Below are 15,339 nucleotides of genomic sequence, written 5' to 3'. Positions count from 1 at the left end.
AGAGCAAATTATACCGTATTTACTAGGCACAAGAAATTGAAACGGGCGTAATCATTATGGGATTCAGGCCGTCTGTTTGGCGTGACGAAAATTTTGGATTTCGTTTCCACCTATTCAGACGGCCTGATGTTTTGATTGATTTGGACTTACATTCTGCCCAGTTCGCGTTGTAGGGCTTGAATGTTTTTCTCTCTATCCAGAACCGCACCTTGCAGCGTACTGATGGCCTGTTGATTGACGCTGCCACCTTTGGCTGTCCGCGCTTGGCTCAGTTGCTTTTTGGCATCGGCCAAAGCCGCGCGTTCATTGGATAACTCGGTTTCTAAAATAGAGCGGCGGCTGTTGACGCCGGAGGACTTGGGAACCGGAGGAGGAGCTGTTTCAGAAGCGGTGCGGACAGGGGCAGGTTTGGGCGTTGCCTTATGGTTGGATTTTGCCACTGTGTTTTTGCTTTTTGCCGGAGCCGTTTGTGATGTCGGCGCGTTGAGTGTAGGCGCATCGCTGACCGGGGCATCGTATCGGCTGCTGCTGTATTTACCGACAATCGGCAAATCGTTAACGGCTTGGCAGTTGCCGCTTGGACGCGAGGTATAGACAATCGAGCCGTTGACTTCACAGGTGTAGATTTTTGCGGCGTGGGCTTGGCTATTGAAAACGGCAAGCGGCAGCAGGGATAGGGTAAGTAGATATTTTTTCATGATTTAGGTAGGGCTGATTCGTTGCAGTTGAGCATTTTATTCTTGTTCAGACGGCATGGGCTGCTGTTTCTTAGCTTTTGCACCGTTTTTGTTTTTGCTCGGTTTGTCGGCTTTTTTCTCTTGTTTATCGGATTTTTCCGCGCGTGCCTTTTTCTTAGGCTTTGCACTTGCGCGTTCATCAGAGGCATTGAGGCTGCGGATGTTGAGGTGGTAACCGCTGCCTTGATGGCCGCTGATTTTAGGCAATTCGGCCTGTGCGCAGGAGGATTTGGGTTCGGAAGTATAGCTGCCGTTGCCGCAGGAATAAACTGCGGCGGCTGCGTGAAGAGAAATGCCCAAGACGAAAGAGGATACGAGGAAGTATCCGGCTTGTTTGATGGTTGAAGTCATGTTTTTCCGTATTGTGTTTTATTTCAGACGGCCTGATGGCTCTATTTTTATTGGGAAAACTCGGCTTCGACATCAACTTGGATTTGCTCAAGCTCTTCCTGCCATTGCAGCCAGTTTTCTTCCAGTTGCGTTAATTTTACTTTAGTTTCTGTTAATTGTGCGAGTGTCTCTTGCAATTTGGGTTTATTTTCTTCTGAATAAGCAGATTCTTGTGCCAAAAATGCTTCACAGGCCGTCTGAATATCAGTCAATCGTGCGATTTCTTTTTCGGCTTTGTCGATCTTCTGCTGAATCGGTTTGCTGCGTTTGGCTTTTTCCTGACGGATTTGTGCTTCTATGCGCTTGGTGTCTTTGCGACTTTGGCTTTGTGCAGATGCGGCGGGGGCCGCTGCGGCGTTTTCTTGTGCCAACCGCCATTGACGGTAGTCGTTTAAATCGCCGTCGAAGTTGTTCAGACGGCCTTTGTCGATAAGGAGGAAGCTGTCGGTAGTCGCTTCAAGCAGGCTGCGGTCATGCGAAACGACAATCAATGCGCCTTGGAAACTTTGCAGGGCAAGTGTTAGGGCGTGGCGCATATCCAAGTCTAGGTGGTTGGTCGGTTCGTCAAGCAGCAGCAGATTAGGTTTTTGCCAGATAATCATGGCAAGGGCGAGCCGCGCTTTTTCCCCTCCGGAGAACGGCTCGGTCTTTTGAACCGCCATATCGCCGACAAAGTTGAAACCGCCTAAAAAGTTGCGGATTTCCTGTTCTCGGACTTCGGGCGAAAGCTGCTGGATATGCCAAACCGGACTTTGGTCTGCGCGCAATGTGTCCAGTTGGTGTTGGGCAAAATAGCCGATATTAAGCTTTTCAGAGCGTACGATGCTGCCGGAAAGTAAATCGATTTTTCCTGCCAATGCTTTGATAAATGTGGATTTACCGCTACCGTTAACGCCCAACAGGCCGTAACGTGCGCCGCTTTCCAAAGACAAGGTGATATCGTGCAAAACGGTATTGTCGCCATAACCTAAGTCGGCATGGTCGAGTTTCAATAATGGATTGGGTAGGTGGGTCGGATTGGCAAACTCAAAGGAAAATTCGCTATCCAAATGCGCAGGAGCGATGCGCTCGAGCTTGGCTAATGCCTTCATGCGGCTTTGGGCTTGTACGGCCTTTGTGGCTTTGGCTTTGAAACGGTCGATAAAGGATTGCAGATGTTTGATTTGCGCCTGCTGTTTGACGTAGGCGGCTTGTTGTTGCGCCAGACGTTGGGCACGCTCCGCTTGGTAGAAATCGTAATTGCCGCCGTATTGGGTCAGTTTTTGTTGCGACAGTTCGATGGTTTGTGTTGTAGTGGCATTTAAGAAGTCGCGGTCATGGGAAATGATGATTTGCGTACAGGGCAGGGAGGCGAGATGGTTTTCCAGCCACAATACGGTTTCTAAATCCAAGTGGTTGGTCGGTTCGTCCAAAAGCAGCAAATCGGCACGGCAAATCAGTGCTTGGGCAAGGTTGAGACGCATACGCCAGCCGCCGGAGAAGGATTTGACGGGGCGGATATGTTCTTCTTGTGCAAAACCCAAGCCGTTAAGCAGTTTGGCAGCGCGTGCCGGAGCGGTATAGGCATCGATTTCTTCAAGTTTGGCGTGATATTCGGCTTGTTTCATGCCGTCGTTTTGCGCTTCTGCTTGGGCTAAGGCCGTCTGAAAAGCCTGCAATTCGGCATCGCCTTGCAAAACGTAGTCTAAAGCGGAGATATCTAAATCGGGCGTTTCTTGAGAGACGGAAGCCAGGCGCCATGTTTTGGGAATCAGAATTTCGCCGCCATCTTGAGTGATTTCACCTTTTATCAGCGCAAACAGGCTGGATTTTCCCGTACCGTTTTTACCGATTAAACCAACGCGTTGGCCGGGGTTGATTACGGCATCGGCTTTGTCGAGCAGGACTTTCAAACCGCGTTGCAGGGTGAGTTTTTTGATTTCTATCATGATGGCGGGTAGGGGATAAGTAAAACGAAAGGCGTTATTTTACCTGAAAAGACATATAAAAGGCCGTCTGAACAAGTATGAAAATGAAATCAGCGATTTCTATTTCACTTATTCAGACGGCCTTTATGAAATGACAGTCGGAAATGCTTTCAAATTTTCTGTCGTTTCAATTAAATTTAAAGGTCGGCATTGTCCGCACGGATCTGGCGCAGGAATTTTTGTGTCCGCTCATGTTTGGGATGATTGAACAAATCTTGCGGGCTGCCTTGTTCGACAATAACGCCGCCGTCCATCACGACGACGGTGGTTGCCACTTCCAAGGCAAATTTGATTTCATGCGTAACGACAACCATGGTCCAGCCTTCTTGTGCCAATTCCTTCATGGTATCCAAAACATCTTGCACCAATTCAGGATCGAGCGCGGAAGTCGGTTCGTCAAACAGCATCAGTTCAGGCTGAATCGCCAATGCTCGGGCAATACCGACGCGCTGCTGTTGACCGCCGGAAAGTTGGTAGGGATAGAGGTCGATCTTGTCGCCCAAACCGACTTTTTTAAGCAATTTGACAGCCTCTTCACGCGCTTGGGCGACAGGCTTGCCTTGTACGGCAACCGGTCCTTCCATGACGTTTTCCAACGCAGTTTTATGCGGAAAGAGGTTGTATTGTTGGAACACCATGCCGGATTTGCGGCGCAGTGCCAAAATATCGTGTTTGCTTGGTTTTTTGGAAAAATCGATGCTTAACGGCTGCGCGTTGTCAAACTCGATCTGACCTTGTTCAGGCATTTCCAAAGCGTTTAAACAGCGTAAAAAAGTGGTTTTGCCCGAGCCGGAAGGGCCTAGGATAACGACCACTTGTCCTTTGCCGACATCCAAATCGATGCCGCGCAAAATGGTATTTTCGCCAAAGGTCTTATGGATATTGCGGATTTTAATCATGACAACTCCTTATTTGGCGACATATCGGTCAAAGCGTTTTTCCAAGCGCGCCTGAATCAAAAACAGCACTTTGCAGAAACACCAATAAACCAAAGCGGCTTCGATATAAACGGGCAAAAAGTCATAAGTACGGTTTGCTGTCTCTTGGGCAACACGGAAAAGCTCTGTTACCGTCACTACGGCGGCAAGCGAGGTATTTTTGAACAAGCCGATAAACTCGTTGCTCAAAGGCGGTACGGCAACGCGGAATGCCTGTGGCGCGATAATGCGGCGGAACGTCTGCATATAGGTCATACCGATGGAGAAACCGGCTTCCCATTGGCCTTTAGGTACGGACAAGATTGCCGCGCGTATGGTTTCGGAAGCGTATGCGCCGACATTGAGCGAAAAGCCGATGATGGCGGCAGGAATCGGGTCGATATAGATGCCGACGGAAGGTAAACCGTAGAATACGATGACCAACTGCACCAAAAGCGGCGTACCGCGAATGACCGAAATATAAAATTCCACCAGCTTCAGCAAGCATTTTTGGAAAATACCGCCGGAGGGCATGATTCGCACCAAAGCAACGGCTACGGCAATAATCATGCCGATAACGAAAGAAGCGATCGCCAAAGGCAAAGACACTGCGAAGCCGGCTTTGACCATGGGCCAAAACGCGCTGATGAGCATATCAGCGCGTGTTTCCGTCATAAACGGCAGAGAGGCAAGGAAATTATTTAACACTGATGTCTTTTCCGAAGAATTGTTCGCCCAGTTTTTTCAGCGTGCCGTCGGCTTTCAGTTCGTTCATGGCTGTGCTGAATTTAGCCAATGCTTCATCGTTGCCTTTATTGACAATCAAGCCGGAGCCGACTTTTTCATCAGCCGGGGCAGACCAAACGATTTTTACACCGGCGTTCGGATTTTTCTTCAGATAGTCCAATACCGCCAATTCGTCGTTCAGGGTTGCATCGGCACGTTTTTGTTCAATCAAGGTCAGGGATTGAGCCAAGCCGTCTACCGGTACGAGTTCTGCGCCTGCAGCTTTGGCTTTTTCGCCATAGTTGCTGGTCAGGGATTGTGCGGTTTTCACGCCTTTGATGTCGTCGATGGATTTGATGTTGCTGTCTTTGCGCGCAACTAATACAGCACCGCTCCAGCTGTAAGGCTCGGATTTGTCAAAAGTTGCTTGACGTTCAGGGCTGGTCAGGCCGACTTGGTTGGCAACCACGTCGAAACGGCCGGCTTTCAAACCCGCCATCATGGAGTCCCATTGTGTTTCTTTAAATTCGACTTTTACGCCCAGTTTGTCGGCAACGGCGCGGGTAACTTCGACATCGTAGCCGGTCAATTTGCCGTCTTTATCATGGTAGGTGAAGGGTGCGTAAGTGCCTTCCGTACCGACAGTGATGGTACCTTTGTTGTTGATACGCTCAATCAGTGAGCCGGAGGCTGCGCCGGATTGGGCCGGTGCAGAAGAAGCTGAATTGCTGCCTTCGCCACCGCAAGCAGCCAAAACTACTGCAGCGATGGTGCCGAGTACGAATTTTTTCAACATGGATTTTTACTCCTGATTTTTAGTGTGTCATCTGGTATTAAAGCATGCATTCTAAGCGAAACTGCCCAAAATACAAAATACATCTTAGTTTCTTAAAAGGCCGTCTGAACGCTGATTTGTTCAGACGGCCTTGAGTGGTGTATCAAAATTTCGGCTTATGCAATTTCAAGCCACATGACTTGATAGGGTTGCAATACCAAGTCCTGATTCAGGGAAACGGTTTGACCGCTGATCAAATCGTGCGCTTTAAACGGCATCGCTTGCAGCGTATGCGCACTGATGGTTTGCGGATGTTCGCTGAAGTTGCCGAATGCCAATAGCGCGTTGTTGCGCATATAGCCGATGATGTGTTTATTGTTGGTATTGAAGGTAACCAACTTGCCGCCGTCAAAGCGCGGATTGCTTTGGCGGATGGCAATCATATGGCGCAAACCTTGGAAGATTTGACCGGCAGTGGTCGAGCTGTCATGGCGTTGGTTGTACAACTCTTCATTATAACGAGGACGGTGTGCCCAGCGGCTGTCGTCGCTCTTATTGCTGTCTTGCGACCAGTCGTCATCATTGAGCGTACCCACTTCGTCACCCAAGTAAATTAGCGGCAGACCGCCGGTACTCAGGGCGATACTGTACAAAAGTTTGATGCGGTCAACGGCGTACGGGTCATTTTGAGCCAAACCAACCAATGCTGCGGCTGTACCGCTGACACGGCAGTCGCCAGTGTTGGGGTTGTATTGGAACGGTACACCGCGCGCGAAGCTGCCGTCAAAATGGTTGACGAAGAAGCGGTTGAGGAATTGTCGGTGGTCGTAGCCGTGGATGCCGAACTGCCATGCGTCCTCATCGGCAAATGTCCAGCCGATGTCGTCATGGCTGCGGACGTAGTTGACCCATGCAGTGTGGTCGGGCAGGTTGTGGCGGTAGGTCAGTGCTTGATGGAGCAGGTTGACTTCGCGCGTGGCAAGGGTGTTCCACAACAATGCCATTTGCAATGGGTTGTAGCCGATTTGGCATTCGTCTTGGCTGATGTATTGGACAACTTGGTCAGGGTGGACGATGGCTTCGGATTTGAAGAATACGGCCGGGGCGGCAATACGCATCACAGAGTTAAATGCACGAATCAGAGCGTGTGCCTGTGGCAGGTTTTCGCAGCTTGTGCCCATTTGTTTCCAAATAAAGGCAACGGCATCCATGCGCAGAATATCAACGCCCAAGTTGGCAAGGAACATCATTTCGCCTGCCATAGCGCGGAATACCCATGGGTTGCTGTAATTCAAGTCCCATTGGAAGGAATTGAACGTTGTCCATACCCAGCGTCCGTCTTCCAGTTGGGAGAAGCCGCCCGGATGTTGGTCGGGGAAGATTTCACGCAGGGTGCGGTCGTATTGGTCGGGCATCCAGCGGTCAGGGAAGATGTAGTAGAAGTTGTCGTAGAGCGGATCACCGGCGGCGCAACCTTTTGCCCATTCGTGTTCGTTAGAAGTGTGATTGAAGATGAAATCGACAACGGCGGAAATGCCTGCTTCGTGCAGCGCGGCAATAACATCGCGCAAGTCATCTATTGTACCCAGTGCCGGATTGACATCGCGGTAGCTGCTGACTGCATAGCCACCGTCGCTTTTGCCTTCAGGGCATTTAAACAGGGGCATCAGGTGCAGATAGGTCAGGCCCAACTCTTGGAAATAAGGGATTTTGGCTTTCAAGCCTTGCAGATCGCCTGCAAACAAATCGACATAGCACGCGCCGCCAACCTGTTTGTTGGACAAAATCCAGTCAGGATCGTTTTCGCGCGCGATATCGATATCTTTTAAAGATGAGTTGCGTTGGGAATAGCTTTGCCATGCTTGGGCAATCAGTTGCTCCAGCATGGGGAGGACGGCTTCGTTGTTGTTGTAGACGTTGTCCAGCTCGTGCATCAGTTTTGGAAAGTGTTCTTCAAGCCGTCTGTCAAACTGTTTCCAGTCTTCAGATGCCTCGATGCTTGCACGCTGTTCGGGAGTGTATATCGATAGGGTGCGTTCTTTAAGATGATGCAAGGTCAAATCAACCTGTTGAGTCTGGGTCAACATAATGCCTACTCCGAAATTAAGGTGAAATTGTTTTGAAGCTTGGTTTCACTTCTTTTGCAAATCCATGCCGATTGTGGGCGGCCAAGACTGTAATTTTGCGTCAAGAACTGACTCAATGATACTGGAAGTGCTTGAGTGTGCATAGGGTTTTCAAGGTTATTGAACAGGATTTTTCAAGTGTTTGATTTTGATTGAAAGTAAGGTTGAATAAAAAGAATATGGCCTTTTGCCGCAGTCATGTTTCAGACGGCCTGAACTTTTAAGAAAAACTTTTATTTTTATTGCCTTAGATATCCTTTGTTCTCATATGGCCGTCTGAAACATAAGCACGGCATAGAGGGTCATCTGTCTTCTCGAAATTTGGAAAATATCGATTATTTTCATGACTTCTGATGTAAATCAAGATTGTATGGTTGGCAGGGTATCTTATTGCAAAGAAGAAACTCAAGAAGATACTTGTTTATTATTGAATGAATCCATGATTTATCTTATTGATAGTGGTTATTATGTAGATTATCAAGTTAATAAGGGAAAGCCCTCTGTCTGATTTGTCATGCTTGTTTAATATTATTTTTTAAAATTAGACTTGACCCATTACAAGCAATTACTTAAAGTACCCATCTTAACTTTTACACAAGAAAACGGGTTGTCCCGTTCCAAAAAAAATGAGCGTAATCAAACCACCACAAATCACTGCATACGACAGCAAGCCGACCGATGTTTATTTCTTCGGTACTTGCGTTCTCGACATCTTTATGCCGGAAGCGGGTATGGATGCCATTACCTTAATCGAACAACAAGGCATCCGCGTCCATTATCCAATGGAGCAGAGCTGCTGCGGTCAACCAGCCTATTCGTCCGGCCATCCGAAAGAAGCTTTTGATGTGGCCAAAGCCCAATTGGATTTATTCCCGGAAAATTGGCCGATTGTCGTACCGTCCGGTTCTTGCGGCGGCATGATGAAACATCACTGGCCGACTTTGTTTAAAGGTACCGAGTACGAGCAAAAAGCCATTGATTGCGCCAACCGTATCATTGAATTTACCCACTTCCTGCTGGCCATCGGCTACAAACCTGAAGATAAAGGCGAGCCGGTTAAGGTGGCCGTTCATACTTCTTGCGCGGCGCGTCGTGAAATGAATGTCCATCTGTCAGGCTGGCAGCTGATTGACGGCATGGAAAATGTCGAGCGTATCGTTCACGACCATGAAAGCGAGTGTTGCGGTTTTGGCGGTACATTCTCTGTGAAACAGGCCGATATTTCCGGCGCGATGGTAACCGACAAAGTCGCAGCCCTGAAAGAAACCGGCGCGACCGAAATCATTAGTGCAGACTGCGGCTGCATGATGAATATCGGCGGCAAAATCGCTAAAGACGAACCGAATATGCCACGTCCGAAACATATTGCATCTTTCCTGTTGGAACGCACCGGAGGTAAAGCATGAGCGCGCGCGAAAATATTTTGGCGAAATTGAAAAAAGCCGATGCCTTGCCGATGGAAGAGCCGCCGGTTTTCGATTATTACCGTGAAATGGGCGTATCTTGGGCAAACGATGTTGAACGCTTGAAACATTGGGCGACTGCCATGCGTGCCGTCAAAACGGAAATCTATTGGGTTACCAAAACCAATTGGCCGCAAGTATTCCGCCAAGCAGCCGAAGGCAAAGGTTTGAAAAACATTCTGCTGCCATTGGAAACAGAACACGGCCAGCTGGCTCGTGCAGCTTTGGCTGATACCGATATCGAACCGCGCGGTTTTGAGCGAAAAATCGACGACTGGAAAAACGAATTCTTTGCCGATATTGAGGCCGGATTTAGCGGCTCTAAATGCGGTATTGCCCGTACCGGTACGATTATGCTGGAATCCAGTCCTCTGGAGCCGCGTAGTTTGAGTTTGGTACCGCCTGTGCATTTCTGCCTGTTTGACACCAGCAAAATGTACAACGAATTCCATAATGCTGTTGAAGGCGAAAAACTGGTAGAAAAAGGTATGCCTACCAACGTTATTTTGATTTCCGGCCCGTCTAAGACTGCCGATATTCAATTGACTTTGGCCTATGGTGCACACGGCCCGCGTGATTTGGTGGTTTTGGCCGTCCTGCCTGATCATATTTCCCCTGCCGATTTGGAGGAAAAAGCATGAGTTCCCAAACCATTAAATTCCATATGAAGCCGGAAACGTTCAAGCAAAACGCTGCGATTTCTTTGCAAGACAAGCCTTTGCGTAAAAGCTTGCGTACGGCGATGGATATGCTGATGACCAAGCGTAAAGCCGTTTTGACAGATGAAGAAGAGCTGCAAAGCCTGCGGGATTTGTGTGAACACGTCCGTCAACGTTCGTTGTCCAAATTGCCTGCATTATTGGAACAATTAGAAGCAAACCTGACCAAGTTGGGCGTTAAAGTCCACTGGGCGGAAACACCGGCCGAAGCCTGCCAAATCATTCACAACATCATTACCGATAAAAACGGTAAGCTAATGGTGAAAGGCAAATCTATGGTCAGCGAAGAGATTGAGCTGAACCATTATCTGCAAGACCGGGGCATCAAAGCGATTGAGAGCGACTTGGGCGAGTTTATCGTCCAAATGGCCGGCGAGAAACCAACCCATATTGTGATGCCTGCCATTCACAAGACCAAAGAGCAGGTGAGCGAACTTTTCCATCAAAATCTTGGTACTCCATTAACAGACGACGTGGACCAACTGACCGGATTTGCGCGTAAAGCCTTGCGTGATATTTACAGCACTGCCGATGTCGGTTTGAGTGGTGTGAACTTTGCCGTTGCAGAAACAGGTACGCTGTGTCTGGTGGAAAACGAAGGTAACGGCCGCTTGAGTACCACTGTGCCGCCTGTGCACATCGCCATTACCGGTATTGAAAAAGTGGTTGCGAAACTGTCGGATGTGCCGCCTTTGTACAGCCTGTTGCCACGCTCTGCCATCGGTCAGAACATTACCACTTATTTCAATATGATTACCGGACCTCGCCGCAGCGAAGAATTGGACGGTCCTCAAGAAATGCACTTGGTATTGCTTGATAACGGCCGTAGCCAAGCGTATGCAGAAGATCAAATGCGCCGTACCTTGCAATGTATCCGTTGTGGCGCGTGTATGAACCATTGTCCGGTTTACACCCGTATCGGTGGCGCGGCTTACGGCACGACTTATCCCGGTCCGATTGGCGAGATTATCTCTCCGCATTTGTTGGGCTTGGATGCGACACGCGATCTGCCGACTGCATGTACCATGTGCGGCGCTTGTGTCGAAGTTTGCCCGGTACGCATTCCGATTACCGAACAAATGCAACGTCTGCGCGTTGAAGCACAACGTTCGCCAACAGAAACCGTTCCTCATCCCATCCGCGGTCAAGGTGCATCACATACCTTCGGCGAGCAAATGGCATGGCGAACCTTTAACGGCATTTTCAGCGGTAGTAAGGCTTATCGAGCATTCGGCTGGGCGGCTACCAAATTCCGTGCATTGACGCCAAGCAAGCAGTTAAGCTGGACCAATAACCATGTTCCGATGAAACCTGCCAAGCAAACATTGCATGAGATGATGGCAGAAAGAAAACGTCAGCAAGAAAAAGCATAAGGCTTGAAAATAAAACCTGGGGGATAAAAGCCTCAGGTTTTATTTTTTATTGAATATTACTGGTGTTGAATGACTGATAGTAATTAATTTCATTAGCTTATTTCTATTAAATAAGAGGCCGTCTGAAAATGAATTTCAGACGGCCTTTATTGCAGCACAAAGTTTAAAGCAACACTTTCTCCACGCCACCGTTATTGGCTTTTTTTACAAACTCGTCCAGCCAGTTTTCGCCGAGGATGTGTTTCGCCATTTCGATGACGATATAGTCGGCGGGCATATCGTTATCGTCGGCGTAGCGGCTCAAGCCTTGCAGGCAGGCGGGGCAGGAGGTGAGCATTTTGACGGGTTCGCCCTGCGGCAGCTCTTTGAGGTTTTTCTCGATTTCTTCCTGTTTGCGGAATTTGACTTGGGTGGCGATGTCGGGTCGTTTGACGGCGAACATGCCGGATTCGCCGCAGCAGCGGTCGCTTAAGACGATTTTCTGCCCCATGAGGCTGCTTGCCATTTGGGTGGCGTTCATGGTTTTGATGGGCGTGTGACAGGGGTCGTGGTAGAGGTATTGCTGACCTTTCACGCCGTTCAGTTTCACACCTTTTTCGAGCAGGTATTCGTGGATGTCGATGATGCGGCAGCCGGGGAAGATTTCTTCGAAGCGGTATTTTTCGAGCTGGTCGTAGCAGGTGCCGCAACTGACGACGACAGTTTTGATGTCGAGGTAGTTGAGGGTGTTCGCCATGCGGTGGAAGGCGACGCGGTTGTTGGTGCTCATCTGCTCGGCTTTTGCCTTGTTACCACCCGCATCCTGCGGATAGCCGCAACACATATAGCCCGGCGGCAGGACGGTTTGTACACCGACATGCCAAAGCATGGCTTGGACGGCGAGTCCGATTTGGCTGAACAGGCGCTCAGAGCCGCAACCTGGGAAGTAGAACACGGCTTCGGCATCTTCCGGCGCAGCTGGATTGCGGATGATGGGGATGCTCTTGTCATCTTCTATGCCCAGCATGGAGCGCGGAGTTTTGGCAGGTACGCTTTTGGGCAAAGGGCGGTTGATGAAATGGATAACCTGTTCTTTGATTGAGGCGGTACCGATGGTGGCTTTGGGTTCGGCTTTTTGCTTTTTAGTGCCGATCGGAAGAAGCTTGCCGATTTTGTAGGCAAAGTTCTGCGCGGGGAAACCGGTCTGTATCATGGCGGCGCGCAGGGCTTTGATGGTTTTGGGACCGGTGGCGTTCAAAAATGCCATGCCCATCGATGCGGCGGGTGAGAAGCGTTTGTGGCCGGAATCGGCAAGGTAATTGCGGATGGCTACGGTTACGTCGCCGAAGTCGATGTTGACGGGGCAGGGTTTGACACAGCGGTGGCACACGGTGCAGTGGTCGCCGATGTCCATGAGTTCTTCAAAGTGTTTGATGGAAACGCCGCGGCGGGTTTGCTCTTCGTATAAGAAGGCTTCGGTCAAGAGCCCCACGCCGAGGATTTTGTTGCGCGGGCTGTACAGCAGGTTGGCACGCGGAACGTGGGTGGAGCAGACGGGTTTGCATTTGCCGCAGCGCAGGCAGTCTTTGACGGAATCGGCGATGGTGCCGAGGTCTGATTTCTCCATAATCAGCGATTCCGCGCCCAACAGCTCGAAAGACGGCGTGTAGGCGTTGCGTAAGTCCGAACCTTTCATCAGTTTGTGACGGTTGAAGGTGTGTTTGGGGTCGACTTGGTTTTTGTAGTTCCAAAACGGCTGCAAATCCTCATCGGTCAGAAATTCGAGCTTGGTGATGCCGATGCCGTGTTCGCCGGAAATCACGCCGCCGAGCGAGCGGGCGAGCTTCATAATGCGTTCGACCGAACGGTAGGCCGTCTGAAGCATTTGGGCGTCGTCTGAATTGACGGGGATGTTGGTGTGGACGTTGCCGTCGCCGGCGTGCATGTGCAGGGCGACGAAGACACGCCCGCGCACGGTTTTGGCGTGGATCTTGCCCAAGCCTTCGATGATTTTGGTGTCGGTTTTGCCGCTGAAGATTTCGGCGAGCGGTTTCATTACGTCTTCTTTGACGGACACGCGCAGGCGGAAGTCGCGGAATGCGGTGAAACAGCTCTCGTCGTCTTTGGCTTCGGGCGCGGCATGGACGGTTGCGCCGTAGCGGGCTTTGTAGTCGGCAAGCGGCGTGTCCAGATGGGCGAGCAACCAGTCCCAACGTTCTTTGACAGCGGAAACGTGGGCAAGGGCGTGTTTGCCGCGTTCGCCCAAAAGTTCGGCGGTCGGCAGGTCCGTACCCATCTTGTCGATGGGGAGTTTGCCGGAAAGATATTGCTCCAATGCGGCGCACAGGGTGAGTTTGTTTTGGATGGAAAGCTCGATGTTGATGCGTTCGATACCGTCCGAATACTCGCCCAGCAGCTCCAGCGGAATCACCACGTCTTCGTTGATTTTAAAGGCGTTGGTGTGTTTGGCGATGGCGGCGGTGCGGCTGCGGTCGAGCCAGAAGGTTTTGCGCGCTTCGGGCGACACGGCGATAAAGCCTTCGCCGTCGCGGGCGCGGGCAAGTTCGCAGATGTGTTCGGCGGCTGCCTCTACGGCGGCTTCGTCGTCTGAAACCACGTCCGCCAGCAAGACCATTTTCGGCCGCCCTTTGCCCGCCGCTTTGGTGGCGTAACCGACGGCGCGGACATAACGCCAGTCCAGATGCTCCAAACCCGCCAGCCGCACGCTGTCGTGGGCGAGCAGGAAATCGCGGATTTCAACGATAGAAGGTGTAGCGGTGGCGACCGTGCCGAAAAACTCCATACACACGGTGCGCGTGTATTTCGGCATTTTATGCAACACGAAGGCGACGCTGGTGATGATGCCGTCCGTGCCTTCTTTCTGCACGCCGGGCAGGCCGCTCAAGAATTTGTCGGTAACGTCTTTGCCCAAACCGACTTTACGGAATTTGTGGCCGGGGATTTCCAAGCGTTCGGTTTTAACGATATTGAGGCCGTCTGAATCTAACGTGTGCACGTCGAATACGGCAGTTTCTTCGTCGTGGATTTTGCCAAAATTGTGGCGCACGCGCTCGATGCGCAGCCATTCGCCCTGCGGGTTGACCATCTGCCAGTAGGCAAGGTTGTCCAGCGCCGTCCCCCACAGCACGGCTTTTTTGCCGCCCGCGTTCATCGCCACATTGCCGCCCACGCAGGACGCATCGGCCGAAGTCGGATCGACGGCGAACACCAAACCCGCCTGATGCGCGGTTTCTTCCACCCGCCGCGTTACCACGCCCGCGCCGCAATGGATAATCGGATGTTTGCCGTTTAAACCCGCTAGTTCGACAAATTCCACGCCGCGATGCTTGTCCAGTTTTTCCGTATTGATGACCGCGCTGTTTGCATCCAGAGGTACGGCGCCGCCGGTATAACCCGTGCCGCCGCCGCGCGGGATAATGACCAAATCCAGCTCGATTAAGGCGCGCACCAAAGACGCAATTTCTGCCTCGGTATCAGGATTGACGACGACAAACGGATACTCCACGCGCCAGTCGGTCGCATCGGTAACGTGCGTTACGCGAGCCAATCCGTCAAACATAATATTGTGCGGCTTGGTGATTTTGCTCAAACGTTCCAAAATCTGCCGCCGCTTTTGGCGTGTTTCGTCAAAGCTGCCGTCAAAACGCTCGACCGCCTTTTCCGCCTCCGCCACCAAGACATCGACTTGCGGATTGTCGTCGCGGCGTTTGCGGATTTCGTTCAACCGGTGGCGCATTTCCCGCACCAGCGCGGCGCGGCGTTTCGGGTGCTCCAGCAAATCATCGACCAGATACGGATTGCGCACGACCACCCAAATATCGCCCAACACTTCAAACAACATCCGCGCCGAACGTCCTGTTTTACGTTGGCCTCGCAGGTCTTGTAAAATTTGCCATGCTTCGTTGCCTAAAAGTCGGATGATGATTTCGCGGTCGGTGTAGGAAGTATAGTTGTAGGGAATTTCCCGAATACGCTGCGGGGCGGTAGTCGTGGTCATGGTTGAGTTCCGTTGATAGGTATAATGTTTTTATATTAAAGGCCGTCTGAAAAATACGATTTCTTCTTGATGGCATGAAGTGTTAATGTAGTGTAATTTTCGATATTTTTCAATGCAAAAGACAATAAACATTTCAATGGGAATGATTT

11 protein-coding genes are annotated in these 15,339 nt (G+C 50.6%); 3 read left to right on the top strand and 8 right to left on the bottom strand.

The annotated features are described in order from the left end of the window. Window positions 1-146: 146 nt before the first annotated feature. From HMPREF2661_RS02525 to HMPREF2661_RS02495, 7 genes are all read right to left on the bottom strand, one after another. Window positions 147-698, bottom strand: coding sequence for a hypothetical protein (locus HMPREF2661_RS02525; protein WP_049323218.1), 552 nt, complete (start codon window positions 696-698; stop codon window positions 147-149). Between the two features lie 36 nt (window positions 699-734). After that, on the bottom strand, window positions 735-1,088 hold the full coding sequence (locus HMPREF2661_RS02520; RefSeq protein WP_049323219.1) for a hypothetical protein: 354 nt from the start codon (window positions 1,086-1,088) through the stop codon (window positions 735-737). A gap of 47 nt (window positions 1,089-1,135) precedes the next feature. Continuing rightward, on the bottom strand, window positions 1,136-3,055 hold the full coding sequence (locus HMPREF2661_RS02515; protein WP_049359069.1) for an ATP-binding cassette domain-containing protein: 1,920 nt from the start codon (window positions 3,053-3,055) through the stop codon (window positions 1,136-1,138). Window positions 3,056-3,231: 176 nt separating this feature from the next. After that, window positions 3,232-3,993: an amino acid ABC transporter ATP-binding protein gene (locus HMPREF2661_RS02510; protein ID WP_036490792.1), complete on the bottom strand. Its 762-nt coding sequence runs from the start codon at window positions 3,991-3,993 to the stop codon at window positions 3,232-3,234. A gap of 9 nt (window positions 3,994-4,002) precedes the next feature. Beyond that, window positions 4,003-4,719, bottom strand: coding sequence for an amino acid ABC transporter permease (locus HMPREF2661_RS02505; RefSeq protein WP_049323221.1), 717 nt, complete (start codon window positions 4,717-4,719; stop codon window positions 4,003-4,005). Continuing rightward, a complete protein-coding gene (locus HMPREF2661_RS02500) occupies window positions 4,709-5,533 on the bottom strand; it encodes an amino acid ABC transporter substrate-binding protein (protein ID WP_049323223.1) in 825 nt (274 codons plus the stop codon). Before HMPREF2661_RS02500 ends, HMPREF2661_RS02505 begins: the two co-directional genes overlap by 11 nt. Before the next feature lie 155 nt (window positions 5,534-5,688). After that, the gene (locus HMPREF2661_RS02495; RefSeq protein ID WP_049349784.1) at window positions 5,689-7,599 is read right to left on the bottom strand and encodes an alpha-amylase family protein; all 1,911 of its coding nucleotides are present in this window, start codon (window positions 7,597-7,599) and stop codon (window positions 5,689-5,691) included. Between the two features lie 665 nt (window positions 7,600-8,264). On the opposite strand from HMPREF2661_RS02495, the gene HMPREF2661_RS02490 reads away from it, so the two are divergent. From HMPREF2661_RS02490 to HMPREF2661_RS02480, 3 genes are read left to right on the top strand one after another with little or no spacing between them, the layout of a single operon-like run. Continuing rightward, entirely contained in the window at window positions 8,265-9,044 is a 780-nt protein-coding gene (locus HMPREF2661_RS02490; RefSeq protein ID WP_070822260.1) for a (Fe-S)-binding protein, read from the top strand. Then, window positions 9,041-9,742 (top strand): LutC/YkgG family protein, encoded by a 702-nt coding sequence (locus HMPREF2661_RS02485; protein WP_070822259.1) that lies wholly within the window; start codon window positions 9,041-9,043, stop codon window positions 9,740-9,742. The genes HMPREF2661_RS02490 and HMPREF2661_RS02485 overlap by 4 nt, the downstream gene beginning before the upstream one ends. Then, the gene (locus HMPREF2661_RS02480; protein ID WP_070822258.1) at window positions 9,739-11,193 is read left to right on the top strand and encodes a LutB/LldF family L-lactate oxidation iron-sulfur protein; all 1,455 of its coding nucleotides are present in this window, start codon (window positions 9,739-9,741) and stop codon (window positions 11,191-11,193) included. The genes HMPREF2661_RS02485 and HMPREF2661_RS02480 overlap by 4 nt, the downstream gene beginning before the upstream one ends. A 163-nt stretch (window positions 11,194-11,356) precedes the next feature. Here the strand turns inward: HMPREF2661_RS02480 and HMPREF2661_RS02475 are convergent, their stop codons facing one another. After that, complete coding sequence (locus HMPREF2661_RS02475) at window positions 11,357-15,190, bottom strand: DUF3683 domain-containing protein (RefSeq protein ID WP_070822257.1); 3,834 nt, start codon at window positions 15,188-15,190, stop codon at window positions 11,357-11,359. Window positions 15,191-15,339 lie beyond the last annotated feature (149 nt).

The organism is Neisseria sp. HMSC061B04, from assembly GCF_001836705.1.
Classification (GTDB): Bacteria; Pseudomonadota; Gammaproteobacteria; order Burkholderiales; family Neisseriaceae; genus Neisseria.
This window is presented reverse-complemented; position numbering and strand designations above follow the sequence as displayed.